We start from the raw sequence: 26,455 nt of genomic DNA on the forward strand, positions 1-26,455 counted from the left end.
AAGTTATGCGCCGCCCTTGCCGGTGAGCGCCATGCGCAGCTTCTGTGCGACGCTCGTCGGTTTGGGTTTGGATTGGGGGCTGAATTGCGTGCTGCTGGGGAAAGGGCTGGTCATTCGCGCCCACTCGATCTTCGCGTCCATGGCGAGGAACAGTTCGGGCAGCGAGGTATGCCACGCCACTTGCGGTGACCAGCCGAGCCAGCCGGTGGCCACCGCATAAAGCCGATCGACGTAGCTCCCCGCTTCTACGGCGCTGACCCCGTCGGCTGCTGCTTTCCCGGTTCGCCACCGCGCGGGTTGTACAGGGCTGCCAGGTAATCGTTCAGCTGCGGAGTCATGGCAGCTACGCCCTCCTGCCATACCGCTTCGGCCAAACCTTCAGTCTGTTTTTCCGTCAGGTTGGCGCCAGCAGCGATGATCAGCGCCGCGCCGTCCACGCTGACCTGATGCAGCGCGCTGGCTGCACCTCGGAGTCCGCCGAAACGGGCCTCGATAGCACGGACGGCAGCCAGGGTCGGCCGCAGTTGGTAGGTGGCCCCGCCAATGACAAGATCGATGTTGCCGTGCAAAGTCTTACTCATGGTTCACCCGATCAGGCGGCAGGGCCGGCAGCGATTTCGATGACATCGGAGTTGATGCCCATGGTGATGTTACGGCGCACAACGTTGTCAGCTGCGCCAGGCGCAACGGTGTTGTTCATCACCTTCACGCGGAAGTAGAACGTCGTTGGCAGCACGACCGGAGTGGCCGTGGCGTCACCGTCGTTTAGCGTGACCTTGATGTTGTAGTCGCCCTTGGAGCGGTCCTTGTGGGCAACCTTGACGGCTTTTTGTCCCGCGTCGCCATTGTCCAGGCCGACGGTCAGCGTCATGTCGCCGGCGTCAGCAGTGCCCTTGTACTTGCGCACGCGGCCATCCTTCAGAGACGTGAAGGTCACCGAACTGAAGGTGTCGCCGAACTCGCCGAGGTCTTCGATTTCGCCCACGTCGACATATACGTCCTTTTTATAATCGGCTTCGGTATCGGCGCCGGTTTTGGTGCCGAGGCCAAGTCGGCAGCCCGCAGCGGTGTTCAGATTGTCGGCCATGGAAAATCCTCCAAAAGGCACATTGGATAAAGCCGCGAGGCGGCAGATGGTGTATCAGTGAGTGGTGATGACGCGGACCGTGATAGCGCCCATGTACGTAACGCCGTCGGCATCACGCTGTGAATCCGCCCGTTCGACGCGGACAGACACTGCCCTGCCAACTTCCAGCGGCAAGGGGCGCTCATCAAGCGCGGCGGTCACCTCAGCATTGATGCGCTTGACCTCGGCCTGGCCGTGAGCGTCTGACCAGACCGTTAGGTAGAGCAGTCGTTGCTGACGCTTTCGCCCAGCGATCGGACTGGTGTTGGTCGATATTTCACGGTCGATTGAGACATACGGCATGGGCGTGTCCAGCGGCGCACCATCGTAGATCGGGCATGAGACCTCGGCCTGTAGCCGCTCGAAAATCGCGACCTGCAAGGCAACGGACGGATCAGCCATCGTTAGCCCCTTGACCGGCCTTCTTCAGCGTTCGATTCACAGCGGCACGAATGTCTGCCAGCACCACCTCCCGGTTCACGTCCAGCGAGGGACGTAACCACGGATGAGCCGGCAGCGCAGGTATGCTCGGGTACTTGCCAAAGAAATTGGCACCGTCTGATTTATTCTCGACCGAGCGGCTACGGTTGCCTGAGCGCTTTGTCCCGTCGTAACCCTTGGTGCCATATTCCAGAAACCGCAGATAAAAGAACCGGCGGTTGTCCTTTTTGCCACGGATGCCGATCTGCGCATCCAGGCCACTTTTGGAGACAAAGGCCTTCAAGGCGCCAGCCGCTTCGCCAGTGTCGCGAGGAATGGTCGCCTTCATGGTGGCTAAGACCTTGTTGGCAGCCTCCTGCATGGCCGGGCGCAGCTCGTTATCCATGTTCAGATGAATGTTGCGCAGCGTCCGGCGTAGCTTGAAGTCACCGGACATACGGGACCGGCGTGCCATGGTTCACTCCTTGGCTTTATCGGCCTTGTCGCCCTTCGGCGCCGGAGCATCCTTGACCTCTTCGGCCAGGCCTCGATCAAATAGGGACTTGGCCGTAGCAGCGTCGACGCTGAATTCATCGCCTTCAGTCTGGTCGCCTACGGCGCCGGACAAGCTGGCAAGTGCTCGAATTTTCATAGGTACATCCTCATGGATTGGGAACGTTGGTGCAGAGCAGCCGGAGCATTGAAAGCTCGTTGTCTGGCAGTGCAGCCACGATCAGATAGGTGACGCCTTTGTTTACCAGTCGGCAGCCTGCGACCAAATCCGCGCGAGGCCTGACCCGGACTTCTACGGTAACCACCGCAGCAAGCTTTTCAGCAATGGCTTCGATGCGTCCAGTTGGCAAGGTGAACTCCGCCCAGAGCTTGCCGGACTCGATCCAGGTGTCGTCAAAACCACCGGTTCGATTCTTGACCCGCTCAGGCTTGTAGAGCGTAGGACGGTGCCGCATTGGGCCTGCTCTCATTAGAATCGCTTCCTGTACCAAAGCAGGCGGTCGACGGCCAATGGAACCTCAGCGGTGATGGTGCCGATCACGACAGCTTCACGGTTTGCGTACCAATGGCCCACCAGCAGTAACACCGCCTGCTGAACATCCTTGGTCAGCGTCATTTGCTCAGGCAGCACCGGGCTGTCTTCGACAAGTACCCGATCACAGTGCTGCTCGACGTGGGACAACGCTGCTGCAATGTATCCTTCGATCAGAGCATCTTCTTCAGCGCCATCCACGCGCAAATGCGTTTTGACCAAGTCCAGGGCAATCATCACGATGCCTCTTTGGCAGCCTTTTCAGCGGCTTCCTTTTCGGCGGCTGCTTTTTCCGCAGCTGCCTTTTTTTCCGCCGCGCTTACTTGCTTGTTTTCCTTTGGAGCACTTCCGCCCACTTCGACGGCTAAGCCCTTGCCGATCAGGACGTGGGCATATTCGTCGTCGGCCTCAGCGAACACTACGCCTGCGCGTACACGATCGCTCTCTGCGCCCAACTTGGCCGCATTGCCTTCAAACCCCCACAGGGTGCGAATTTTCATAACGTACCTCGAAAAAAAAGGGGCCTTATGGCCCCGAGCGGATGGGTTCGATCACTTGACTGCAAAGCGGCCCTTCACGAACGCGTAAGGGCGGCGAACGGCCAAGCCAAGACGCTCTTCTACCAGCACGACACGCTGGTTCTTAACGAAGTCGTCATTGATCCAACCTACCTTCACGGTGTACGCCATGCGGTCGTACAGGCGCGCGCCTTGGGCAAAGGAGCCGACGAGGAATTCACCACCGGAAGCGGCAGTACCGTCGGCAGCCGGGGTGCCCTCGTCCATGCTGTCAGACACCACTACTGGGCGGCCCCACAGGATTGGAGTGACAAGGCCCTGCAGGTTGGCGAACAGGTAGCGGTTGTCGGCATCCTTCAACAGCTCGATATTCATCCAGTCAAGGTCAGTCATGACCACGGCATCAGCCGCACGCTGAGACTGCTTGCGCACCTGATAGATAGAACGGCGCACGGTGTCGATCGCAGTGTCACCGGTTTGGCTGAGCTGCGCATTGAAGGCGCTGGCCTGGGTCATGATGCCGTTCAGGTTATTGCCAGCGCCGTCACCCTTGAGAATCTGCCCCTCTTCCTTGAGCTTCAAGTCGTAGCGCAGCAGCTCCTGGATGTAGCTGTACAGCTGCGGAATATCATCCAGGGCTTCGTCGGTCACCGGCATCCACACAGCAATCTTGCGGACGTTGTCGGTCTTCTGTTCGAAAGTGACATCGCTGGAAGGCTTGGCCGCGCCTTCCGCCACCATGCCAGCGCCACGGGTGTGCAGCTTCTCAAGGAAATAGCTGTAGCTCTGACCTGTCACGGGCGTGGTCGGGATCAGGTCGCGAATCACCAGTTCCTGGCGCGGGCGATCTTGAATAACCGGGTCCCACTGGGTCGGCACCAGGCCCGCGCTGGTCAGCTTGGTCTCGGACATGGAAGCCATGTCGGATTTGGTGACCTCGATTTCAGCCTGATTCTGGTTCTTCTGCTGCAGCGATTTGTAGGCGTCGTTGCCCTTGACGAGGTCGATGAAGCTTTTCTTCTCACCGCCCTGGGTGCGCAGGTGAATTCCCTTTTCCTCGAGCTTCTGCACTTGCTCGATGACGCGCTCCAGTTCGCCTTTCTGGTTTTCGATCTTGGACTTCATTTCCAGCGTGACGGTGTTGCCTTTCTGCAACTCTTCAGTGACGTGGTCGTACTTTTGCTGCAGGCCCTGGAAGCCGTCTTTAAGTTGCTTGTCCAGGGAATCGCGCAGCTCTTTCACTTCGCTCATTGCGAATCTCCAAAATGATGGGTGAACAGTGTTGAAAGTTGTTTCAGCTCATCCACGATCACCGTGGCCGCTGTGTCACCATCACGGTGCACGGCGGAGTAGCCGAGCGAAGCGACGGCTGCCGCTTCCTTTTGCGAAAGGCCCATGCGATCGCGCAGGCCCTTCTCAAAAAGTCTGATGTCCGATTTGACGTCGGTAACTTTTGCTTCTGGGTTCATGCCGAATGGCACCAGCGAGGCTTCCCAGAGTTCTGCCTGCTTGATAATGCGGATGCTCCGACCCTCACGCTCTTCATAAGCGGCCAGGATCGTGTTGAAGCCGATGGACATGCTGTCGAGCGTGCCCTCTTTCATCAGCTCGTAAGCGTCACGCGCGTAGCTCACAGCCAGGTTGATCTTTCCTTTGATGTAGAGACCATTGCTGTCCTGGGTGAAATCTGCAGACCCGACAAGGCGCGTCAGATCGTGGAACAGGGCCAACTTCAGTCGACCGCCCCGAGTGGTTTTCACCTTGATGAATGCGCCCGGGAGAATGACGTCGTCGCCCAGGTCGACGTTGTTGAACACGGCGGCATATCCCTCGAAGTTTCCCGCTTCATCCGCTGCCTTGAGTTCGAAAGGGACTTCAAGTTTTGACATTGGTCTGCATCTCCCACCGGGTGATCCGGTTGTATTCGTCTCCCGCCAGTGGCGGCAGGTTTTCCTTTTCACGGACTTCGTTAATGGTCATCCAGCCCGAGCCTCCGGATCCGCCCAGGGCGCCTCCGAAGTACGTCGCACGGGCTGCGCTATCCGCGCGCAGCAGCCCCTCGACGACAAACTCGACGAATCGATCTGTATCGCCGTAAAGCTTGTCGTTGAACTCGTCTTCGATGGCATCCAAGTAGGGCTTCAAGCCAAACGTCACGAACCCACTGGTTTGCTGTTCCAGGTTGGAGCCCATGATCGAGGTCTTGCTAGCACGGTTGGCCAGGTAAAGCGGAACGCCCCAGATGCCCGCCAAGGCTTCTTCCTGGAACTGCTGGGATTCGATGAACTGGCTGTCTTTCTGAGTCAGGCCAGCAGGCACGATTTTCGGGCCGCCCTGCAGGATGGCCATCTTGCCCAGATCCTCGGTGTCGGCCTTGCGAACGTCGGGAAACTTATTCATCACCTGAGCCTGCTGCTCAGCAGTCAGGAACCCGTCGTAGATGACGTAACCACCCGTGAATCCACCCTTGCGCATAAAGCGGGCGGACCAGTCGTGCGCGGCCTTTGCCAGGCCAATGGTTTCGGCCTGATGCTCGACCGGCGACATTCCGTTGATCCCGTCACTGCTGAACAACTTAAAGTGCAGCATGTTCTCGGGTGAAACCGGGGCGCGCTTGCCATCGAGCGACACGTAATAAATTAAGCGAGAGTCGAGCGTGTCGACCGTCACATTATCCGGAGATACCAGCGTGAAACCGATAGGATCGCCACCGCTGGATCGCTCGATGATGGCAAAAGCGTTGCCGCGCAAAGCCATGTTCACCACAACCGCCTTCAAGAAGTTGAGGCGAGTCATGAAAGGGTTCGGCTTACGCATGATGCGACTGGCTCGGTCCTTGTGCGCCACCAGTTGCCGCTTGCCATCCTTGTCGTCGTAGAGCTTGAGCGGCAGCCCTGAAACGGTTTCACTCAGGATTTTCACGCAAGCCCAAACGATGCTGATGTTCATGGCTTTGGTAGGCGTGATCTTGACCCCGGCTTTCGTTGCCTTTCCACCGACCGTCATGTCCATTTCGACATAGTCGCCGGTTTTCGGATCCTCATAGCCGAACATCCGCCAGGACAGCGGGTTGTACCAATGAGACGCCATAGTCAGCCTACAAGTCCGAAGAAACCGTTGTTTAAGTAGTCATCCATCCCGCCTTTGCTTTCGGGGTTGAGTGACATAAGGGATACCGCGTTGAAGGTGGCCATCAGCGGGTCGATCTTGGCCGAGCCTGAAGCCTGCTTGGTGATGAGGATCGAGTTACCACGCGGCTCGACTCTGGCATTGCCGCAGCACCAGGCCATCATGGGTTGGCCGCCGTGGATCAAGCCGCCTTCGGCCAGCTTGCGCTCGGTGGTCTTGATCGCGCCGCCCAGCTTCCAGCCCTGCGAGATACCAATGATCTTGTCCTGCGGCACGCCAGCCGCAACCAGCGCATCGAGCACACCACCAATACCGGCCGGGTCGACGCCGACTTGATCCAGCAGGCCGGCCTTCTCGACGCGGGCTGCGAGGTCCGCGACTTCCTCAAGGTCATCGCCGATGACTTGAACCATGGTTAGATGGCACTCTTTGGCGAAGTCATGAAGCCGTGGCGCCTCGCCCTTGCGGCGCTCGAGCACCGACGGGTGAGCCCAGGCGTGCGTCCACAACAGCCACTGGCGCGTGTGCTTGTCACGCCCAATTGCCGCAAACCCAAGCAGGTCGTCCAGGCCTCCGCCGTCGATGCCGATATCGATCACTTCGCAGCGCTCGATCAGATCGTCCAGCGTCAGGCCGGGCAGCTTGGCCTGCACCTCCCAAAACTCGGCACCGGCCCACCGATCAGAGCGCAGCGCCAGGCCAATCTCGACATTCAAATGCTTGGCCAGAAAACCACGGAACGACTCTTCGCCGTCGATCTGCGCTTGCATGAAGCCGCGCTCAATGAACGGCTCGTCTACCGACAGCCCCAGGTTCGGGTTGGTGATGTACGCGTGCTTAACATCGCGGTGTTTGCCCGCGTCGATCATGTGTTTCGGAAATTCGTAGAGCACCGGCAAGAAAGACTTGTCGACAATCCCGCCGTCGCGAACCTGACGGGCATAGAGCAGCTTCTGCCGGAAGACGCCTGCAGGCGGCTCATCGGACTGGGTCGTTGCCCAGATAATGAAACCCTCTGGCCTCGATGCCAGACCGCCGGTGGCCTCGCGCAGCATTGCCTCGGCATTGGCTCGCTTGCCGAATACCCACAGCTCGTCGATAAACACGCCGATGGCTTTCTTGCCCGAGACAGTTTCGCTATCGGCCGCCACCACCTTCAGCGTGGCACCTGTCTCGTAATGAGTGACCGTGCGCAGGTGATCCTGCACCTTGAACAAGGCCTTGAGCTCATCGTCGGCTTTGATCATGTCTCGGATCGGGATGTAGGAGTTGTCGGCAATTTCCTTTGTCGGCGCTAAGATGATGAACTCGCCCGAGGTGCGCCAGTTCACTATCACTGCCGTGAGCATGATGCCGGCGGCAATGGTGGACTTACCGTTCTTCTTGCTGATCAGCAGCATGAACTCGCTGATCATCCGGCGGCCGCTGTATGGGTCATAGGCGCCGAAGATGGCGGCGACGAATTCATTAACCCAGGACCGCACGGTCTCGCTCATCAGCGGGCTACCGGTGGCATCCACCATGCGCAGGCCGCCGAAGACCTCTAAAGCTTCAGCCGCTTGATCAGGAAATAAGGGTTCGAACGGGATCAGGCTCTGGCGGGCGACAATGCGTTGCTCCCAGTCTGTACAGGCGGTTGACCACTCCATTATTTCACCACCGCCAGCGGGCCTTTACGCACGCCGAACCTGCCTTGGGCGGCACCTGCAGCCTTGTCCTTGGCCGCCTCTTTCTTGCCACTTTCCCCCTTTCGCGGGTGAACAAACGGCATCAGCGCCTTCGCGGCATCGACACGCAGTTTCGGTTCGGTTTCAAAGTCGTTCATGACCGCCAACAGAAAGTCTTTGGGGTCCGAGTGACGCATGGCCTTCGCCAGATCAAAGCCAGCTTCTTGCGGCTCATCCGACGCCCCGTCAGAAATTGGAGCCGGGGCTGGGCCTTTAACTTTTTTGTTAACGCGCATCGTGCCTAGTGCGGCCATCACGTTCGGATGTTTCGCAAGCCTTGAACCAGCTGCCGATGCGCTGGCAGCCGCGTAGCCTGCGGCTATCGCTGCATCTTTGTTGGACGCACCTCCCCTAACAGCATCGACAAATGCGCGCTGTTTGGGTGTTAAAGCCATTAACAAAAAATCCTGAAGGGAAAAAAATCTGTACGTGCGGTCGAGGGCGGTCTAGTGATCAGAAAACCCCATATTTTTGCCCCCCCCTCCAAACCGTCGGATTTCGCACCAAAACGATGCAAATTCGGTCGAAATCGGTCAGAAGGCACCACTTGCCGTCTCCTTAAACCACGCTGGCTGACCGAGCACTACTCGGCGGTCCCGATCTGCCCTTCCTTGGGGAGAACACATCGTCAAGCTTCCAGCCAGCGCCTAACCGATACTCCAAAGCGTTACGGGACAGGTTCAAGTGGCGTGCCCACTCAATGAGGCACATCGTCTTGCCGTGAGCCGTGTACCGCCGGTTGGACTTCAGCCGATGAGTCAGCGCCATCTTGCCGACACCGCGCTTCTGATTGCAGGTAGCGCAGCTTGCTACGAGATTGCTCGGAGCATTGTCATCTTTCACATCGTTGAGGTGGTCGACGTGCAAGTCATCCCAACCCACAATGGTTGAGCACCAATGGCAGTTGAATGGACCATCGCCATGCTGAGCGTGATAAACCCTGCGATGCTCATACACTCGACAGCTGGAATCCCGGCGCAACGGATGCTCCGGCGCATAGGTCAGGGTGTAGCCGTGCGAATGGCTGAGCAGTCCAGGCTTGACTACCACGGCCTTGTCAGTAGATCCATGCCGCCGATGCCTGGTGTAATGCTTCTCACAAAGCACAGCGCCTTTCCTGTTGGCCACAGCAATGCATCCAGCTACATGGCAATGAGCCGGCTGGGGTTTATCGGCTTGCATAGGATCACCTGAATTGGTGTGAGCTTTCTTCGCGTTGCTTCACAGAAGAATGGCAGTGGGTGCACAGAGAAACCCAAAGGCTTCTGTCCCAGAAAATATCCTGATCACCGCGATGAGGTACTGAGTGGTCGACCACTGAGGCCGCGACGACCAAGCCAGCCCGATCGCAGTACACGCATAGAGGTTGCGCAGCCAGATGGACCAACCGTGCTTGCTGCCATGCGTAGTTGTAACCTCGCTGGTTTGCCGTGGTCTTGCCCGCTCGCCATGTAGCTGGCGGCGCGGTGCTTACACGGTCGTCTTGAGTTGCGACTCGGTTGCCGAGCGTCTTGAGCCGCGCCATATCTTTCCTCTGCTTAACGAATTTATGAGTCTTTGTAAGAGCAATCACTAGCGACCGGATTCAGCGTACGATCAGGTGGTGGCTGATCAGGTTTTCTTGAGAGCTAGGAATGATCGTGGCCACACTCAAAAATCAGCTCTTTCTCATCGGCAGCTCTACACGCTCAGGTCGTCCGCAATATCTCGACGAAGCATCGCTGCTGCCGACATTCTTGTACGGAATTGGGTTTTTCCAGAAGACAACGTGGCGGGAATAACATGAGTGATTTAGAAACGATTTTAAAAAACTACAAGTTGCTGGCTGAAACAATTTTGAAGATTGAGGGCACCAGCTTGGCTGATGACCCTTTCATAATAGAGCAGCTTGAAGCGCTTAGAGCAGCCCTAGTTGCCCACGGCAAACAATTGGATATAGTCAGCGCAATGACGTCACCGCCAATCACAGCCGCCAAAAAGACCTTCCCTGGCCTAAGGCTGGTCAAGCGCTAACGTAAAATGCCGAGAGGTTTTATAATGCTGAGGTCAGTTGAAGCTGCATCGCTGAGGACAACGGCAGCTATGGCGTCTGCCGCTCTACCGCCTCATTGACCTTGTCGGCGGCCTTGCTGGCTGCTTCTGCCGCTTCCGTGGCCTTCCCCGCCGCATCCTCAACCTTTCCAGCTGCTTCGGTAGCGGACCTGGCCAGCTTGTTCAGGCGCATATCACGTTGAATGGTGGCCTCGTCATAACCCCGGCGCACTTCAGCGACTTGGCCGCTGTACCAACTGGCGAGATACCACTGCGATGCACCGAAGCCCAGTGCGAACGATCCAATTACCAAGAGTGAGGCGATGACCCAAACTTCCACGCTGCGCCACCAGCGGCGAGCAATGAAATCAATTGCGCATCTTTCCATCAGTTGATACCTCCGAGGCGCGAACGCAGCCGAGCGATCTCGTCACTCTGCGTGGTCACCTTGTCCGTGAGCTGAGCTACCTGGCTGGTAAGGGCTTCGATCTTCCCTTCCATCCGACCAACAGCTGCAGCCAGCTCGTTGCGCTCTTTGGCGAACTGGTCGGCTCTGGCCTCGGCGTCCTTGCGGGCCTGACGCTCAGAGTCGAGCAATTCGTTGAGTCGGCGGACTGTGCCGATATCGGCGTTGTCCATGGCGCGGTCGGTCGCATCCCGGGAGAGGAATTTCCTCAACCACAGGAAGCCACCCAGCAGGATTGTGCCCGTACCGCCCAGCCAGGTGGCGGTGCCTGGGCCGAGGTCGGTCGGGTCCATCGTTACTCCAGAAATGCAAAAGGCCCGCCGATATGGCGAGCCTTGAAATGGGTGTGATGTCTTTCCATCTGTCCGCCAGCACTGCCCCGTGTGATGGAGTGAGGACGTACTGGCTGCCGGTGTTCTTTCGTAACGCATGACAACCGGCTATACCGCGTTCAGGCTCCGCCCGAAGGTCCAACCTGACTACGGCGATACAAAAATGGCGGGATGCAGCGGAGTCTGGCCACAGCACTGTGGAACCGGGAGGGCAATTCGGACACTCAGATGTCGCTTTTAGGACAGCTGGACAGATTTTAAGCCAAAAACCGTAACGGGGAAAATTCGAGGTATGCATGAAGATAAGTATGGCAACACCAGCGCTAGCAACTGTGCATCATCAAGACAACCATGCGCCACAAACATCAAGCGCGCCTCAAGCTGAGCATTCGGAAGCGAGCCGAGAAATGCCTTTAGACTTAGCTCTAAAGCCAAGAAGCCGAGGGATACATCCGTTTTTAGCCGTAATATTGGGTGACAAAGGGTGCGCATCTTCTTCAAGCGTAAGTCAGGGAAGTGACTCAACTAGGGATGTAGACTTAGATGATTTTGCGGTGGCGTCAAGAGATGTCAATAGGAACAATATCTGCGCTGGTCTTTCCACTGAGTGGCTTCTGATGAGCAACTCCGGCAACGCACAATCACGAATGGACCACCTAGACCATCATGGAGCGGGGCAAAGTAACGGAGCACACAGGCATCAGGTCTATAGAAATGCATTGGCCTCGGCCCTATCAGATGGTGACGGAGCCCCGCTCATCACTGCCAGCACCGCCGTTCTCGAAAATGCTGGTCTTTCATTACGCAGAGAACCTAAAGCTGCCATGGCATCAGGTGGTAGTGCGCGATTGGCCCAGACAGTAGCAAGCGATGTGGCTCAGGCAGGCAGAAAGCACTTGCTGAGCTTACGCTTTGCAAGCGTTCAAGGTCATGCAATCGCTTGTTCTTGTGAAGGGGGTCAGTTCAAGTTGTTCGACCCCAATCTTGGAGAGTTCCATTCATCCCGCAGTGCAGCACCTCAGATGCTTAAGGCTTTGATAGATCACTACAATGACTTGAATTACAACTTGTACGGAATAAACGAGTTTAGAGTTTCGTAACGTTGAAACGAAAGACCCCAGCGCTTGGCTGGGGTCTAATTGTCATCGTGTCGCGCTGGTACAGCTGAACACCGTGCTATAAAAACAGGTGTTTATCAGGCCTGAAAGAACTTTTTACGCTGCCTCGGAGAAATCTCCCAAAGCACCGTCGATCCAGGCCACTCCCTGTCGGATGATTTCGCGCGCGGATCGCTCCGACATCTTGTGAGTCTCAGCAATCCGGACCATCGTCCACTTCGAACCGAAATGTAGTGGTCTAATGAAACCGGACACCCATTTAGGCGAGAATATCGCCAGAACGAGGTGTCAGATGACCAAACAACGCCGTACCTTTTCCCCTGAATTCAAACGCGAGGCTGCCGACCTCGTTCTTAAGCAGGATTACAGCTTCATTGAGGCCAGCCGCTCGCTTGGTGTCGGCGAGTCGGCTTTGCGCCGATGGGTCGACCAGGTGCAGCAAGAACGCACGGGCGTCACCCCGCAGAGCAAAGCGCTGACCCCGGAGCAGCAGAAAATCCAAGAGCTGGAAGCCCGAATTGCTCGCCTTGAGCGGGAAAAATCAATCTTAAAAAAGGCTACCGCGCTCTTGATGTCGGAAGATCTCGAGCGTTCGCGCTGATTGACCAGTTGAGCATCCACGAGCCGGTTGATTGGCTGTGCAAGGTGTTTGAAGTGACCCGCTCGTGCTACTACGCTCGGCGTCTCAGGCGCCGCACACCGGATGTAGAGCGCCTTCGATTGCGCAGTCGGGTGAACGAGTTGTTCACCCAAGGCCGCAGTGCTCCCGGTAGCCGTAGCATCATGGCCATGATGCAGGACGACGGTGAGCAGATCGGGCGATTCAAGGTACGCAGCCTGATGCGCGAGCTGGAGTTGGTCAGCAAACAACCGGGATCGCATGCTTACAAAAAGGCGACGGTCGAGCGGCCCGACATCCCTAATGTTTTGAACCGGGAGTTTGATGTGTCCGCTCCTGACCACGTCTGGTGTGGCGATATCACTTACATCTGGGCTCAAGGGAAATGGCAGTATCTGGCAGTTGTGCTAGATCTTTTTGCCCGCCGTGTTGTGGGCTGGGCGTTGTCGGGAAAGCCGGATGCCGACTTGGTCATCAAGGCCTTGGACATGGCTTACGAGCAGCGAGGGAAGCCTCAAGGTCTGCTGTTCCACTCCGACCAGGGCTCGCAATATGGAAGCCGGAGTTTTCGCCAGCGCCTTTGGCGATATCGCATGCGTCAGAGCATGAGCCGGCGAGGAAATTGTTGGGATAATGCGCCGATGGAGCGGGTGTTCAGGAGCCTGAAAACCGAGTGGATACCGACCATGGGCTACACGACGGTCCAACAAGCTCAGCGGGATATCAGCCATTTTTTGATGCACAGGTACAACTGGATTCGACCGCACCAATTTAATGGTGGGCTGCCACCGGCTCAGGCCGAGAAAAAACTTAACGTCGTGTCCGGGATCAGTTGACCACTACAGAATGTCCTCCGGGTCTAGACCAAAGGCCGGCCGCAGCATGAACTGTTCAAGTCGACTATTTTCGGTACGTGCGCGGCACTACTGAGCCTATCACCCTTGCTATCGAACAAGTTGAAAAAGCGAAACGTATGGGATGTGGTGACAAGCTAGCCGAAATATTATCGTTTTTTATCCCAGAGAGAGCCCCCCTTCAAACATCCCCCTCCCGCCGCACCATCGAATACCGATCAATATCTTCCCGCAACACCCAACCCTGCCCCGACCAGTACCGCCCAGCAGCCTCATTCGTCTTCATCACATCCAGATGGCACTTATAAATCCCGATGTTCTCCAGGCAACCAAGACACCGCTCAACCAACTCTTGGGCGATTCCCTGCCGCCGGTAATCAGGCAGCACAATCAAATGCTGCAGATACCCTCGGCGACCGTCGTGGCCACACATGACGCAGCCGCACAGAACGCCATCGGCTTCAGCGACGAAGCTCATGCCAGGGTTGCGCTCCAGATAGCGTGCGGTCGATTCGCGAGAGTCGGCGTCGCGGATCGAGATGCCGGGTGTGGTGCGCATGAGCTCGATGACTGCGTCGTAGTCGTTCATCGTCATGGGGCGGATTGTGATCATTGGTGAATCCATTCTGCTGTCCGAACGGCCTCACAGGCTAGCAGATGGACTGGGCATTTCGATGACACCGCGCTATAGATCCGCCAGCACGACCCGTCTCTAAATCTCCCTATCACCCCCCAACGTTCTTTCTATTAGAAATATCCGCCAAGGAGGCTAATCTACAAGGCGTCGGTGGAGGCCGCACGGTTTTACCCTGATGAGGAGATAAGAATGAGCTCAGGTTTACTGCGCACGTTGTGGGCTCGCCTCGCGGCAATCTGATTATCGCCACGCGACGTATTTACAGAGTTGGCCTGATCGTTGATCGAACGGCCGATATGAACCCTGTGCTATGAGTTCTTTCAGTGTTGTTCAGGTCCCGAAGGACTGGATGACCGAATGAAAATGACCAAAGGTGTATCAAGCATGTCAACTGAATCGAAGTGCCCTTTCAACCATGCTGCCGGCGGCGGTACAACGAACCGTGACTGGTGGCCGAAGCAGCTGAATCTTAAGATTCTGCACCAGCACTCCCCGCTCTCTGACCCGATGGGTGAGAGCTTTGACTATGCGAAAGAATTCAAGAGTCTGGACTTTGAAGCGGTCAAACAGGACCTGCGCGATGTCATGACTCAGTCCCAGGACTGGTGGCCAGCTGACTTCGGCCACTACGGTCCGTTGTTCATTCGTATGGCCTGGCACAGCGCTGGTACTTACCGTACCGGTGACGGCCGTGGCGGTGCAGGTGCCGGTCAGCAGCGGTTTGCGCCGCTTAACAGCTGGCCTGACAACGTCAGCCTGGATAAAGCCCGTCGTCTGATCTGGCCGGTCAAACAGAAGTACGGCCGCAAGATTTCTTGGGCCGACCTGATCGTGCTCACCGGTAACGTGGCGCTGGAGTCGATGGGCTTCAAGACCTTCGGTTTCTCTGGTGGTCGCCCGGATGTCTGGGAGCCGGAAGAAGACGTTTACTGGGGTTCCGAAACCACTTGGCTGGGCGGCGAAGAGCGTTACGGCGCGCAGAAGAAAATGCAGCAGCCGGGCGACGGCACGCTGGTGGCCGAGCCGGAGAATCACCCTAACGAAGAAAGCCGTAACGCCAGCGGCGAACGGAATCTGGAAAACCCGCTGGCCGCAGTGCAGATGGGCTTGATCTACGTGAACCCGGAAGGCCCTGAAGGCGTTCCTGATCCGGTTGCTTCAGCGCGGGATATTCGTGAAACCTTCGGCCGCATGGCCATGAATGATGAAGAGACCGTGGCGCTGATTGCCGGTGGTCACGCGTTCGGCAAGACTCACGGTGCCGGCCCTGCCGACAACGTCGGTCCGGAGCCGGAAGCCGCAGGTCTTGAACAGCAAGGCTTTGGCTGGAGCAACAAGTTCGGTACGGGTAAAGGTGGTGACACCATCACCAGCGGCCTGGAAGTGACCTGGACCTCGACGCCCACCAAGTGGAGCAACGAGTACCTCGAAAACCTCTTCGGCTTCGAGTGGGAGCTAACCAAGAGCCCGGCGGGCGCTCATCAGTGGACGCCGAAGAACGGCGCTGGCGCTGGCAAGATTCCGGATGCCCATGATCCGAGCAAACGTCATGCACCCAGCATGCTGACTTCTGACCTGGCGCTGCGTTTCGATCCGGCTTACGAGCAGATCTCCCGCCGCTTCCTGGCCAACCCGGAGCAACTGGCCGATGCATTTGCACGCGCCTGGTTCAAGCTGACTCACCGCGACATGGGCCCACTCGCCCGCTACCTCGGTCCGGAAACACCGGCCGAAGAGCTGTTGTGGCAGGATCCGATTCCGGACGTTGATCATCCGTTGGTGGACGATCAGGATGTTGCCGCGCTCAAGAGCAAGATTCTTGCTTCGGGGCTGTCGGTGTCGCAGCTGGTTTCAACCGCATGGGCGGCAGCTTCCACCTTCCGCGGCTCTGACAAGCGCGGTGGTGCCAACGGCGGGCGTCTGCGTCTGGCGCCGCAGAAGGACTGGGCTGTGAATCAGCCTGCGCATTTGGCGAACGTGCTGAAGACCCTCGAAGGTATTCAGAGCGAGTTCAACGGCGCTCAGTCGGGCGGCAAGAAGATTTCCATCGCTGACCTGATCGTTCTGGCCGGTAGTGCAGGCGTCGAACAGGCCGCTAAAAACGCTGGTCAGCACGTTTCGGTTCCGTTCACACCGGGCCGTGCCGATGCTTCTCAGGAGCAGACCGACGTCGAGTCGTTCAGCTTCCTGGAACCTGTTGCCGACGGTTTCCGCAACTATCAGAAGGGTCATTACAAGGTGTCGGCTGAGTCGCTGCTGGTCGACAAGGCACAACTGCTGACCCTGACTGCACCGGAAATGTCCGTGCTGTTGGGTGGCCTGCGGGTCTTGAATGCCAATGTCGGGCAAAGCAAACATGGCGTGTTCACTCACACTCCAGAAAGCCTGACCAACGACTTCTTCAAGAACCTGCTGGACATGGGCGTCGAGTGGAAAGCGACTTCGGGTGCCAACGACACCTTTGAAGCACGTGACCGCAAGACTGGCGAAGTGAAGTGGACCGGCACACGTGTCGATCTGGTCTTCGGCTCTCATGCTCAACTGCGTGCGATCTCCGAGGTGTATGGCAGCTCGGACGCGAACGAGAAGTTCGTCAAAGACTTCGTGGCCGCCTGGACCAAGGTGATGAACCTTGACCGTTTCGACCTCGCTTAATGCTTGGGTGATATACCGAGTGTAAAAAGCGCCTCCCTTGTGGAGGCGTTTTTCTAGGCTTGCGCTTGCAACAGGGCCCTTATTGCTAATGCACCTTGGACCGTAAATGCCGAGAAAGAGGATTAATTTCCGAGTTTCTTTTGTGCATCCTGCTCTTGGTCAATACAGCCTGAAAGTATCTGATAGCTGCCACCGATTGACTGGGCAACCTGATCGCAATATTTCAGTATTTTTGGCGTTGCGTTTTTGCCCGGTATAGCAGCTTTCGCATCGTTTTCCTGCTCACGACATCCGAGTTCGATTTGAGCGCTCCCACCTACAGAGTCGGCTACTTTTTTGCAGTACGTCTTTACGTTGTATTCCGCTGCGTACGTGAAAAAAGGCAAAGCACACAACAGTAAAGCCATCGGAATCTTTGAAGTCATAGCTGAATCCCTTCTTTAATAAAGACGTAAAATTGCCATCCTTAGATGGGTTATTGCAACAGGACGAGGTTTGTGATCACTCTGCGGTTCCGTTTTTTCAGTAGCGCGCAGATCGGGCGTGATAGCCAGCGTGTGTGATTCAAGGCCTTTCACACCGGATAATTGACCGCTTTGACCAGCAAGGCCTGTTTGCCCCAGCTGTATCGACGCTCAACCCATAAACATTAATAAACAGGATCCTGTGACGGTCCCATTTTCCGGGTAACTCAGGGGTTGTGTGTAACGCGTGTGAACGAGAGTCTGCATAGTTTCAGACCCGCTTTCCAAGCTCATCGAGACTTTTGCGTAAAGATGAGTGCTTGTTGCGTAACGCAGCGATTCACCCCCGCGCCCCAAACCTGCGCAACACCATCACCCCCAGCAATGCCGACAACACCGACCCGATCAGCACGCCCACCTTGACCTCATCCACCAGATCCGGAGCGCCAGGGAAGGCCAGTGCGCCGATGAACAGGCTCATGGTGAAACCGATACCGCACAGTGCCGAGACGCCGTATAGCTGGCCCCAGTTGCTACCGTCTGGCAGCCGGGCCAAACCGGCGAGGATGGCGAGAGCCGCCATTGCAAAGATGCCGACCTGTTTGCCGACCAGCAGCCCCAGTGCGACGCCAAGCGGCACCGGGTCTACCAGTTTGTCGGCGGTGATGCCTGACAGTGACACGCCAGCGTTGGCAAAGCCGAAGATCGGTACAACGGCGAACGCGACCCAGGGGTGCAGTTTTTCTTCAAGGTGCAGCAGCGGCGAAGTAGCTTCTTCATCGGGTTTGCCGAGCGGAATGCACAGTGCCAGCGCGACACCTGCGAGGGTGGCGTGAATACCGGACTGGAGCATGAAGAACCACAGCAGCGCGCCGATGATCAGGTAAGGCAGCAGCTTTTTCACACCCAGTCGATTAAGTGCAACCAGCGCGGCAATGCTGGCAAAAGCTGCCAGGAGCATGGGGATCGACAGGTCACTGGTATAGAACAGCGCGATGATCAGGACAGCACCAAGGTCATCGAGAATCGCCAGTGCCGACAGGAATATCTTGAGCGACAGGGGCACGCGCTTGCCAAGTAAGGACAACACGCCCAGCGCAAACGCGATGTCGGTCGCTGCCGGAATAGCCCAACCGCCGATGGTGTCTGGATGGCCCCAGTTGAATGCCACGTAGATCAATGCCGGAACCACCATGCCGCCCAGCGCGGCGAAACCTGGCAATGCTCGCTGGCCCCACGATGCGAGCTGGCCCGCAAGCACTTCACGTTTGATTTCCAGCCCGACCAGCATGAAGAAAATCGCCATCAACCCGTCGTTGATCCAGTGCGCAACCGACAGCCCGGCGAATACCGCGTGCAGCGCCGCAAAGTAGCTGTCGGCCAGTGGCGAGTTGGCAACGATCAGGGCAGCCAGAGCAGCTCCCATCAGGACCAGCCCGCCAGCGGACTCAGCGGCGAAAAACCGCGTGATGAACGCAAGCGCGTTAGGGGATTCGTTATGAGGCGTGGGGGTGTGCATGAAGGCTCCGCGGGGTGTAGCGTAAAAAGGCAGCGACTTTACCACCCGCCGCCCTCGCCAATGCCCAGGTAAACCTGAGGATACAAATTAGCCGCTGGATGCACAGTGCTCCTGCCGCCAGCCAGGTGCGACAGCCGACAGGGCTCTCGGCCAAAACCTATCACTTCCTATAGTTACAAGATTTTCCCGCCCGCGCTATGGTGCCAGTAATTATCCAGCAGGGACCGGTGATATGGCATATATGCCGATAGAGGAAGGCTACGCGTCCTTTGGAGAATACAGGACCTGGTATCGCGTCACTGGTAATCGCCATACCGGTAGCACGCCGCTGGTCATCCTCCACGGCGGCCCTGGCTGTACACATGATTACGTCGATTCGTTCAAAGACATTGCCAGTACGGGCCGGACTGTCATCCATTACGATCAGTTGGGCAACGGACTCTCGACCCACCTACCCCACAAAGGCACAGCGTTCTGGACAGTCGATCTGTTTCTGAAAGAACTCGATAACCTGCTGGCGCACTTGAAGATCACTGACAATTACGTGCTGCTCGGCCAGTCCTGGGGCGGCATGCTGGCTTCGGAGCACGCTGTGCTCCAACCGCCAGGCCTGAAAGCACTGATCATCGCCAACTCACCGGCGGATATGCATACCTGGGCCAGCGAATCCAACCGGCTGCGCAAGGAATTGCCTGAGGCCGTGCAGACGGCGTTATCGCTTCATGAACAGGCTGGCACGCTGGACCACCCGGACTATCTGGCAGCCTCCGGGCTTTTCCACAAGCGCCATGTGTGTCGCGTGAAGCGCTGGCCGGATGAGGTGAAACGCACTTTCGAGCAGATCGACAAAGACCCGACCGTATATCACTCGATGAACGGGCCTACGGAGTTCCATGTCACCGGCACGTTGAAAGACTGGTCCATTGTCGACCGCCTGCCGCTCGTCAATGTCCCTGCCCTGTTGATTTCCGGTCGCCATGACGAAGCCACCTCGACGGTGGTCAGGCCTTACGTCAAAAAAATCCGCGGTATCGTCTGCAAAGTATTCGAGGATTCAAGCCACATGCCGCATGTGGAAGAACGTATCGCCTGCATGGGCTGTGTAGCGAACTTTCTGGATAACGTCGCCGACGCCAACCGGCGATCTGTCGCTCACGTGCAGACGGAAGAAGGGTTCATCGACAATAAAAAGCTGCCCCATAAAGAGCAAGGCAGTAAAAATAGAGTTAATACTTAAATCGAGAAGTGCAATCATCAGCATCTGAAACTATCAGCGCTGCTGACCTCACAGTTACTCGTTACATCCAGCAACTTAACGCGAGCATGAAATAACTTTCATGGCGTTTTGATTAAAGCTCTATCAACTTCGGCAGAAAAACAGGCATAGGAAGGGGCTTTTCACCCCTCCGTCTGTTTTTAGCCGCTGGAGGCTGATATGAATCTCAGGTCGTTGAATATCTCGCGCAGAGCATCCTTATGCTTTGGCATCATCACCATGATCCTGATAGGCCTGGGCGTGTTTTCGTACATTCAGATCGGACACCTGCGTGCGGCAGAGCAGAACATCGAGGAGAACTCACTGCCCAGCGTTCAGGTCGTCGACGACATCCAGATCGCCCTGCTTCATGCTCGCCTGGAAAGCATCCGCATGCTGGCCAGCACCGACCCTACCGTACGAAGCACGGCGGCGAGCAGCGCCCGGGAAGCCATTGACACGCTGCAGGGGCGCAGTGAGTTCTACCGAAAGAATTTGATCTCCGACGAGCAGGACCGGGTGCAGTTCGAGGAGGCCCACAACAAGATGGACAATTACGTGGCCGGCGTGAAGCAGATAATCACGACCGACGCGACAGACCACGAAAAAGCCCTGTCTTTCGCCAACAACGAACAGGTTCAGCGAGCCAATGCCTATCAGGCCGACCTCAACACGCTGCGCGGTCGTAACGCAAAAGACGCCCAACGCTCAGGCGAGGACGCAACAGCGGTCTATAACCACAGCGTCAATGTGTTGGTGGCTGTCGTCATTGTTGCGTCGATCCTCACCGTATTCCTCGCCATTGCACTGACGCGCAGCATTGTTCGCCCGATCAGCGCCTCTCTGGAACTCGCAGAAGACATTGCTGCGGGAGATCTGACCCGGCAACTGGAAGTCTCCGGCAAGGATGAGGCGGCCCGGCTGATGACCTCGCTGAACACCATGTCGAGCAACCTGCGCGATACCATCCGGCAAATTTCCGGCGCGTCCGCTCAACTGAGCACTGCCGCCGTCGAGATGACCTCGATTACCGAAAGCGCCGACCGCACATTGCAGCAACAGAACAGCGAAATTGAACAGGCCGCAACTGCGGTAAATGAAATGAGCGCCGCCGTAGAAGAGGTCGCTCGCAACGCCACGTCAACGTCTGCGGCTGCTCAGCAGTCCAGTGTTTCCGCCGATCTGGGCAACCAGCGTGTCGCCGAAACCCTGACCGCCATGCAGAACCTGACAGGGCTGGTAGAGGGCTCTTCCGCACAGGTCTCGGCCCTCGCAGGCCAGGCGCAGGACATCAGCAAAGTGCTGGGCGTGATTCGCGGGATTGCCGAGCAGACCAACCTGCTGGCACTCAACGCCGCCATTGAAGCCGCGCGTGCAGGCGAACAGGGCCGCGGGTTTGCCGTGGTGGCGGATGAAGTGCGCGCACTGGCGCATCGCACACAGACTTCCACTCAGGAAGTGGAACAGATGATTTCGGCGATACAGGCTGGCTCGTCCGCCACGGTCGAATCCATGCAAAAGAGCACTCTTGAGGTACACAACACGCGCAAAACGGCTGAAGACGCCGGGCAGTCGTTGCGGCAGATCACCGATTCGGTATTGGAGATCAACAACCGCAACCTGCAAATCGCCACGGCGTCCGAACAACAGGCGCAGGTGGCAAGAGATGTGGACAGAAGCCTGATCAGTATCCGTAACCTGGCCGTGCAAAGCAGCGAGGGCACACGCCAGACACTGGAAGCCAGTAACGAGCTTTCGGAACTGGCGGTAAATCTGAACGATTTAGTATTGCGATTCAAAACCTGATGCGCTTGTTTTGACAGTGGCGACAACGGCACCCGACAAGTAAGGCCTTGTTTGGGTGGTCGCGCTGAGAACGTACTGAAAGTTGATAACCGATCGTGACGTACGTGGACCAAGATAGTTATGTAAGCCTTGATCAGATATGGCACGATCACACCCTGCACAAGATCGGCATGCGCCAGGCGTACTGCCAAGGTTGCGTGAGTGCTTTTATGACCAGGGTGACGCATTTTGAACAACAACCTGACTTCGGCAGAGCTGGCAGTCATCAGTGAAATCGAAGCCACTTCCAGCCTTCTGCGGCTGGTAACCCGGCTGACCGGGCTGAGATTCGCGGCTATTGCAAAAGTGACCGACAGCAGCTGGACCGCGTGTGCGGTGTATGACGAGATCCAGTTTGGACTGGAACCCGGCCATCAGCTCAAACTGGAAACAACGCTCTGCAACGAGTTGCGTCAGCACAGAAAGCCTATCGTGATCAACGAACTGGCCACTGATGCGGTTTACTCCGAGCACCCGGTGCCGAAACTCTACGGGTTTCAGAGCTACTTTTCGTTGCCGATCATTTTTCCCAACGGAGACTTCTTCGGCACGCTGTGCGGCCTGGACACGCTGCCCGCGCAGCTCGACGATCACGATACGCTCGACACCCTGAAAGTGTTCTGCACGTTGATCGGCAGCACGCTGTATGCCCACTACCAGCTACAGGAAATCCAGGAACTGACCACCTGACCCTTCGTTGCCTCAGCTGTGCAGGTGCCGCTCCATGATCAAGGTGCGTTCTTCGTCCTCAATGTGCTCGCGCACAACCTTGAAGCCCAGAGCGGCGTAGAACCCCTGCGCGGTCACTGACGACGGCACCACCAGCCGCTCTTCGCCCGCGCCACGGGCCACGCGCTCAATCTGCTCCATCAACAACCGGCCCACCCCGCGCCGATGCCAGTCGGGGTCCACGAATACCGAGCGAACGGCATGGCCGTCCAGGCTCGCCGTTCCGACAATCATGGCTCCAGCCACTGCCACAAACATCTGGCGTTGCCTCATCAGTGCACAAAGCGCAGAAGCACTGAAGCTCTGCGCGACACGCTCGATTACGTCGGCCGAGTAATCCCTGGCATTGCTGGTGTGCAAGGCTGCCAATACCACTCGACTGATGGCCTCGGCATCTGCCTCGCAGGCGGGCCGGATCCGGACATTCATCTGAAGCGCTCCATGACTGACGATCACTGAGCTTATTTCGGACTGCAAAAGCCTGCAAATCCCAAAGACAGCGCCCGGTGCAATACACGAGATTCGAAGGTTCTCCTGACAAGCCGACGAATGGCATCACGCGCAAAACCCCGAGAAATATGAAGCTGCATCCTTTATCTATCTGCCCCATAGAGCGATTACGCTAAAAAATAAGTGGCCGCTGCCGATTAACTGGCATCTCGCGCCCGTGGTCGAAATCTTTTCTCCTGCTAAAGTGCGTTTCGTGATGTCAAATAGACATCACCGCACACCCTTGAGAATCTTATGAACGCCAGCGCCCCTATCCCGTTTAATGAATCGCAACGTCTGTTGCGCATACGGGAGCTGTGCGTGCTCGACGATACGTCAGACGACGTACTCGATGAGATCGTGGCGATGACTGCCGAGTTTTTTCAGGCACCTATCTCGCTGGTCTCCATCGTCGACGAGAATCGCCAGTGGTTTCGCGCCAGGGTTGGCCTGAAACCACGGGAAACGCCGCGTAATGTGTCGTTCTGCGCCTATACGATCCTTTCCGACGTACCGTTTGAAGTTCCTGACGCAACCATTGACGAGCGTTTCGTGAACAATGGCCTGGTCACCGGCCACCCGGATATCCGCTACTACGCTGGCGCGCCGCTGATCACCGACGACGGCCTTGCGCTGGGCAGTCTGTGCGTGATCGACACCAAACCGCGCGAGCCGATGAGCGAGCATCAAATGCTGATGCTCAAGCGCTTCGCCTCGCTGGTCATGAAACGCATCGTCAGCCTGCGACTCAGCTGCTTCATCGATCAGCCTACCGGCCTGTACAACCGCTCGCGCCTGCAGGAAGACATCCATCAGGCGCTAGCCTCGACTCTCGATTATCAGCTGATTGCGGTGGACATGATCACCTCCGCGTTCCTGAATGACATCGTCAAGGCATTGGGCTACAGCTTCTCCCAAGACTTGGTGACAGCGATCAAGGGCCGCCTGGAGGCTTTGCTGCCGCCGACCTGTCCGCTGTACAAAGTCAGCCCTACCCGCTTCGGTTTTCTGCTGCCTGGCGATCAGGTGCCTGATTACCTGCTGCGCATCATTATTGAAGATTTCCAGACCCCCGTTGAATGCCGAGGCATTCCCGTGCAGATGCAGGTGGGCCTGGGCGTCGTGACGCTGAGTCGCGACGCGGCCGAAGAGCAGGACTGGATGCGCATGGTCATCAGCGCCGCCGATGATGCGCGTGATCGCAACCTCGGCTGGGCAATGTACGAGCCGCATTTTGATGCCGCGCAACAACGCGCCTTCAAATTGCTTAGCTCATTGACCACTGCTGTGCATGCCGACAATCAATTACGTCTGGTCTACCAGCCGCGCATTGATCTGGCGTCCGGTCTCTGCACATCGGTAGAAGCCTTGCTGCGCTGGAATCATCCGACACTCGGCCCCATCGGCCCGGCCGAGTTCGTGCCGCTGGCCGAAAAGACCGCCCTGATGCGCCCGCTGAGCCTGTGGGTGCTCAAGACCGCAATCGAGCAGGCCGCACAATGGCAGCAGAAGGGGTTCGACTTCCGCATTGCGATCAACGTCAGCCCGGCAGACCTCTCCGGCCCTGCGTTTACCGACCGGATGATTCGCCTGCTGAGCCAGCACAAGATCGACCCCACGCGCTTTGAGCTGGAGTTTACCGAAGGGGCGCTGATGCAGAACCCGGCGGAAGTGCGCCACCAATTGGAACGCATGCGTCAGATGGGCATGGACGTGGCAATCGATGACTTCGGCACTGGCTATAGTAACTGGAGCTACCTGCGCCAGTTGCCCGCGACCACGGTCAAGCTCGACCAGTCGCTGATTCGTAACCTGGCGTCCGACAAGACCGATCAACGCTTGGTCAAAGCCTTGATCGGTCTCGCCAAGAAGCTGGGTTATTGCGTAGTCGCCGAAGGCATCGAGACAGATGATATCCGGCGCCTGGTCAAACAGTGGGGTTGCGACGAAGGCCAGGGCTACCTGATTGCCAAACCGATGGAAGCCGACGCACTGCTGAAATGGATTGGCCCTACTCGGCGTCTGCAAAGCGTTGCCGAAGCCGCTGAGGCCGCTGTCATCCGTGACAATCGGTTATAACCTTAGACCACATCTTCATAACCGTTTCAGGCATAAGCCGTTATGCTGCCCGCCACTTTTTACCTGATGCGTTTGCTTGACAGGGTTGGATATGGAAGCGGGTGGTCTGGGGTTTGTAGTTGCAGGGCTGGTAGTCGGTTTTATCGTGGGCATGACCGGAGTCGGCGGCGGCTCGCTGATGACGCCGATTCTGTTGTGGTTTGGCATCAACCCGGCCACAGCGGTAGGCACGGATCTGCTGTACGCGGCGATTACCAAATCCGGCGGGGTGCTGGTCCATCGCAAAAATGACAACATCGACTGGAAGGTCACAGGTCTGCTGACAATGGGCAGTGTGCCTGCGGTGCTGTTGACGCTGTGGTTCCTGAGCACCTTGCATGCTGCACCCGAAGCCCTGAATGCAATCATCAAGCAGGCGTTGGGCTATGTGCTGCTCCTCACTGCCCTTGCCGTCCTCTTCAAGAAAAAACTGTTGGCGTTCGCTCATGGTCGCGGCGACGGCCACTCGTTTTTCAGCGGCACCAGCCTGACGGTCCTGACTGTCATCACCGGCCTGATCCTCGGCACCATGGTGGCACTGACCTCCATCGGTGCGGGCGCGCTGGGCACTGTCGCCTTGTTCATCCTCTATCCGCTGCTGCCTACCCGGCGTCTGGTGGGCACTGAAATCGCCCACGCGGTTCCGCTCACGCTGGTTGCAGGCCTGGGCCACGCCAGCATGGGCAACATGAACTGGGAATTGCTGGGCTGGCTGCTGATGGGCTCGTTACCCGGCATTTATCTGGGCAGCCATATGGCAGGCCGGATTTCCGACGATATCTTGCGGCCCTTCCTGGCAATCATGCTGGGCATGATCGGCTTCAAACTGGCGTTCTGACCCTCCCCCATCAGCCTGTCACATTTTTGCGTCAGGCTGCGCGCATGCAAACAACGTCAGGGTCTGTTGCGCGTGGCTTACATTCATCGGGAAGTGTAATTTTTTGTAGCCCCGCACAGGTTTTCGGCGCAGGATTTTGTCGGTCTGCTTTCACGCCGATGACCCGGCACAGATTTACCCTCGCTAACAGGAGATGCCAGCAATGCTTATCCGAATTGAAGAAGGTGTATACGGGGCTGATTGGGTTGTAAAACTTGATGATTACCCGGTCAAGTGCAGGAGTTGGCAGGAAGCCAGAGAATTTGCAGATCGCATGAAATCCAGAATCGATGCGCCTCACTCGTTGCCCCACATGGCACATCAGGTGATGCCTGCTGAAAGAACCGCAAGAGCGATGGCCCGCTAAGTCCCCGCGTCTCGTCCAGGCGACAGCCAGGACCCGCCACCAAACAGCGTTATCACACAGCTGACAACGCTGTTTTATCCAGATGGCATCTTTTTTTCAAACTGAAAGACTTCTC

Annotated in this window: 31 protein-coding genes and 1 pseudogene; 11 read left to right on the forward strand and 21 right to left on the reverse strand. The window is 57.2% G+C overall.

Annotated features, from left to right (window positions below; genetic code table 11):
• Positions 1-3 precede the first annotated feature (3 nt).
• From I9H09_RS19975 to I9H09_RS20050, 15 genes are all read right to left on the reverse strand, one after another.
• Positions 4-213 (reverse strand): hypothetical protein, encoded by a 210-nt coding sequence (locus I9H09_RS19975; RefSeq protein ID WP_236502330.1) that lies wholly within the window; start codon positions 211-213, stop codon positions 4-6.
• Between the two features lie 32 nt (positions 214-245).
• Positions 246-581, reverse strand: a complete 336-nt coding sequence (locus I9H09_RS19980) for a hypothetical protein (protein ID WP_024691449.1) — start codon at positions 579-581, stop codon at positions 246-248.
• 11 nt (positions 582-592) lie between these two features.
• On the reverse strand, positions 593-1,087 hold the full coding sequence (locus I9H09_RS19985; protein WP_122346332.1) for a hypothetical protein: 495 nt from the start codon (positions 1,085-1,087) through the stop codon (positions 593-595).
• 54 nt (positions 1,088-1,141) lie between these two features.
• The gene (locus tag I9H09_RS19990) at positions 1,142-1,528 is read right to left on the reverse strand and encodes a DUF3168 domain-containing protein (protein ID WP_058399391.1); all 387 of its coding nucleotides are present in this window, start codon (positions 1,526-1,528) and stop codon (positions 1,142-1,144) included.
• On the reverse strand, positions 1,521-2,021 hold the full coding sequence (locus tag I9H09_RS19995) for an HK97-gp10 family putative phage morphogenesis protein (RefSeq protein ID WP_122346333.1): 501 nt from the start codon (positions 2,019-2,021) through the stop codon (positions 1,521-1,523). The genes I9H09_RS19990 and I9H09_RS19995 overlap by 8 nt, the downstream gene beginning before the upstream one ends.
• A 3-nt stretch (positions 2,022-2,024) precedes the next feature.
• On the reverse strand, positions 2,025-2,198 hold the full coding sequence (locus I9H09_RS20000; protein WP_183142377.1) for a hypothetical protein: 174 nt from the start codon (positions 2,196-2,198) through the stop codon (positions 2,025-2,027).
• 10 nt (positions 2,199-2,208) lie between these two features.
• Positions 2,209-2,529, reverse strand: a complete 321-nt coding sequence (locus tag I9H09_RS20005; protein WP_122346334.1) for a head-tail adaptor protein — start codon at positions 2,527-2,529, stop codon at positions 2,209-2,211.
• Positions 2,529-2,828 carry a head-tail connector protein gene (locus I9H09_RS20010; protein ID WP_005745630.1) on the reverse strand — a complete coding sequence of 100 codons (300 nt, stop codon included), beginning with the start codon at positions 2,826-2,828 and terminating at the stop codon, positions 2,529-2,531. Before I9H09_RS20010 ends, I9H09_RS20005 begins: the two co-directional genes overlap by 1 nt.
• On the reverse strand, positions 2,828-3,091 hold the full coding sequence (locus tag I9H09_RS20015; RefSeq protein WP_122346335.1) for a hypothetical protein: 264 nt from the start codon (positions 3,089-3,091) through the stop codon (positions 2,828-2,830). The genes I9H09_RS20010 and I9H09_RS20015 overlap by 1 nt, the downstream gene beginning before the upstream one ends.
• Positions 3,092-3,142: 51 nt before the next feature.
• Positions 3,143-4,360, reverse strand: a complete 1,218-nt coding sequence (locus tag I9H09_RS20020; protein ID WP_122346336.1) for a phage major capsid protein — start codon at positions 4,358-4,360, stop codon at positions 3,143-3,145.
• Positions 4,357-4,998 carry an HK97 family phage prohead protease gene (locus I9H09_RS20025; protein WP_122346337.1) on the reverse strand — a complete coding sequence of 214 codons (642 nt, stop codon included), beginning with the start codon at positions 4,996-4,998 and terminating at the stop codon, positions 4,357-4,359. Before I9H09_RS20025 ends, I9H09_RS20020 begins: the two co-directional genes overlap by 4 nt.
• Complete coding sequence (locus I9H09_RS20030; RefSeq protein WP_122346338.1) at positions 4,985-6,199, reverse strand: phage portal protein; 1,215 nt, start codon at positions 6,197-6,199, stop codon at positions 4,985-4,987. The genes I9H09_RS20025 and I9H09_RS20030 overlap by 14 nt, the downstream gene beginning before the upstream one ends.
• A gap of 2 nt (positions 6,200-6,201) precedes the next feature.
• The gene (locus I9H09_RS20035; RefSeq protein WP_236502331.1) at positions 6,202-7,887 is read right to left on the reverse strand and encodes a terminase large subunit; all 1,686 of its coding nucleotides are present in this window, start codon (positions 7,885-7,887) and stop codon (positions 6,202-6,204) included.
• Positions 7,887-8,360: a terminase small subunit gene (locus I9H09_RS20040; protein ID WP_024670820.1), complete on the reverse strand. Its 474-nt coding sequence runs from the start codon at positions 8,358-8,360 to the stop codon at positions 7,887-7,889. The genes I9H09_RS20035 and I9H09_RS20040 overlap by 1 nt, the downstream gene beginning before the upstream one ends.
• Before the next feature lie 791 nt (positions 8,361-9,151).
• A complete protein-coding gene (locus I9H09_RS20050) occupies positions 9,152-9,490 on the reverse strand; it encodes an HNH endonuclease (protein ID WP_080268225.1) in 339 nt (112 codons plus the stop codon).
• Between the two features lie 257 nt (positions 9,491-9,747).
• Between I9H09_RS20050 and I9H09_RS20055 the strand changes: the two genes are divergently transcribed.
• The gene (locus I9H09_RS20055; protein WP_024670818.1) at positions 9,748-9,978 is read left to right on the forward strand and encodes a hypothetical protein; all 231 of its coding nucleotides are present in this window, start codon (positions 9,748-9,750) and stop codon (positions 9,976-9,978) included.
• Between the two features lie 67 nt (positions 9,979-10,045).
• Here the strand turns inward: I9H09_RS20055 and I9H09_RS20060 are convergent, their stop codons facing one another.
• Both I9H09_RS20060 and I9H09_RS20065 read right to left on the reverse strand, forming a co-directional pair.
• Positions 10,046-10,384 carry a hypothetical protein gene (locus I9H09_RS20060; RefSeq protein WP_024670817.1) on the reverse strand — a complete coding sequence of 113 codons (339 nt, stop codon included), beginning with the start codon at positions 10,382-10,384 and terminating at the stop codon, positions 10,046-10,048.
• On the reverse strand, positions 10,384-10,755 hold the full coding sequence (locus I9H09_RS20065; RefSeq protein ID WP_004418152.1) for a DUF3450 domain-containing protein: 372 nt from the start codon (positions 10,753-10,755) through the stop codon (positions 10,384-10,386). The genes I9H09_RS20060 and I9H09_RS20065 overlap by 1 nt, the downstream gene beginning before the upstream one ends.
• A 446-nt stretch (positions 10,756-11,201) precedes the next feature.
• Between I9H09_RS20065 and I9H09_RS27245 the strand changes: the two genes are divergently transcribed.
• Together I9H09_RS27245 and I9H09_RS20070 are read left to right on the forward strand one after the other, a co-directional pair.
• Entirely contained in the window at positions 11,202-11,894 is a 693-nt protein-coding gene (locus I9H09_RS27245; protein ID WP_223810527.1) for a YopT-type cysteine protease domain-containing protein, read from the forward strand.
• Between the two features lie 310 nt (positions 11,895-12,204).
• A protein-coding gene (locus I9H09_RS20070) for an IS3 family transposase (protein ID WP_122268885.1) occupies positions 12,205-13,367 on the forward strand; the annotation gives its coding sequence in 2 pieces (ribosomal slippage) (positions 12,205-12,457 and positions 12,457-13,367; 1,164 coding nt in all).
• A gap of 199 nt (positions 13,368-13,566) precedes the next feature.
• Here the strand turns inward: I9H09_RS20070 and I9H09_RS20075 are convergent.
• Complete coding sequence (locus tag I9H09_RS20075; RefSeq protein WP_024690146.1) at positions 13,567-13,998, reverse strand: GNAT family N-acetyltransferase; 432 nt, start codon at positions 13,996-13,998, stop codon at positions 13,567-13,569.
• A 408-nt stretch (positions 13,999-14,406) separates the two neighbouring features.
• Between I9H09_RS20075 and katG the strand changes: the two genes are divergently transcribed.
• Positions 14,407-16,677, forward strand: coding sequence for a catalase/peroxidase HPI (katG, locus tag I9H09_RS20080; protein ID WP_236502401.1), 2,271 nt, complete (start codon positions 14,407-14,409; stop codon positions 16,675-16,677).
• 122 nt (positions 16,678-16,799) lie between these two features.
• Here katG and I9H09_RS20085 read toward each other — a convergent pair whose 3' ends face one another.
• Entirely contained in the window at positions 16,800-17,102 is a 303-nt protein-coding gene (locus tag I9H09_RS20085) for a hypothetical protein (protein ID WP_005888920.1), read from the reverse strand.
• A gap of 379 nt (positions 17,103-17,481) precedes the next feature.
• Positions 17,482-18,660, reverse strand: coding sequence for a Na+/H+ antiporter NhaA (nhaA, locus tag I9H09_RS20090; RefSeq protein ID WP_122323917.1), 1,179 nt, complete (start codon positions 18,658-18,660; stop codon positions 17,482-17,484).
• Between the two features lie 232 nt (positions 18,661-18,892).
• Here nhaA and I9H09_RS20095 point away from each other — a divergent pair, with 232 nt between their 5' ends.
• The 4 genes and pseudogenes from I9H09_RS20095 to I9H09_RS20105 all read left to right on the forward strand — a co-directional run bounded on the left by I9H09_RS20095 (position 18,893) and on the right by I9H09_RS20105 (position 22,450).
• Positions 18,893-19,897 carry a proline iminopeptidase-family hydrolase gene (locus tag I9H09_RS20095; protein ID WP_122347754.1) on the forward strand — a complete coding sequence of 335 codons (1,005 nt, stop codon included), beginning with the start codon at positions 18,893-18,895 and terminating at the stop codon, positions 19,895-19,897.
• A 198-nt stretch (positions 19,898-20,095) separates the two neighbouring features.
• Positions 20,096-20,866: pseudogene (locus I9H09_RS27250) on the forward strand (MCP four helix bundle domain-containing protein); the annotation flags it as partial.
• Positions 20,867-20,932: 66 nt separating this feature from the next.
• On the forward strand, positions 20,933-21,721 hold the full coding sequence (locus I9H09_RS27255) for a methyl-accepting chemotaxis protein (protein ID WP_413469778.1): 789 nt from the start codon (positions 20,933-20,935) through the stop codon (positions 21,719-21,721).
• Positions 21,722-21,949: 228 nt separating this feature from the next.
• The gene (locus tag I9H09_RS20105; RefSeq protein ID WP_005892831.1) at positions 21,950-22,450 is read left to right on the forward strand and encodes a GAF domain-containing protein; all 501 of its coding nucleotides are present in this window, start codon (positions 21,950-21,952) and stop codon (positions 22,448-22,450) included.
• 12 nt (positions 22,451-22,462) lie between these two features.
• On the opposite strand, the gene I9H09_RS20110 is transcribed toward I9H09_RS20105, so the two are convergent.
• The gene (locus I9H09_RS20110) at positions 22,463-22,918 is read right to left on the reverse strand and encodes a GNAT family N-acetyltransferase (protein WP_122347752.1); all 456 of its coding nucleotides are present in this window, start codon (positions 22,916-22,918) and stop codon (positions 22,463-22,465) included.
• 315 nt (positions 22,919-23,233) lie between these two features.
• Here I9H09_RS20110 and I9H09_RS20115 point away from each other — a divergent pair, with 315 nt between their 5' ends.
• The 3 genes from I9H09_RS20115 to I9H09_RS20125 all read left to right on the forward strand — a co-directional run bounded on the left by I9H09_RS20115 (position 23,234) and on the right by I9H09_RS20125 (position 26,340).
• Positions 23,234-25,057 (forward strand): sensor domain-containing phosphodiesterase, encoded by a 1,824-nt coding sequence (locus I9H09_RS20115; RefSeq protein ID WP_122323913.1) that lies wholly within the window; start codon positions 23,234-23,236, stop codon positions 25,055-25,057.
• 91 nt (positions 25,058-25,148) lie between these two features.
• Positions 25,149-25,934, forward strand: a complete 786-nt coding sequence (locus I9H09_RS20120; protein WP_024690153.1) for a sulfite exporter TauE/SafE family protein — start codon at positions 25,149-25,151, stop codon at positions 25,932-25,934.
• A 202-nt stretch (positions 25,935-26,136) separates the two neighbouring features.
• Positions 26,137-26,340, forward strand: a complete 204-nt coding sequence (locus I9H09_RS20125; protein ID WP_122347751.1) for a hypothetical protein — start codon at positions 26,137-26,139, stop codon at positions 26,338-26,340.
• Positions 26,341-26,455 lie beyond the last annotated feature (115 nt).

It is taken from the genome of Pseudomonas tremae (genome assembly GCF_023278125.1).
GTDB classification, from domain to species: Bacteria; Pseudomonadota; Gammaproteobacteria; order Pseudomonadales; family Pseudomonadaceae; genus Aquipseudomonas; species Aquipseudomonas tremae.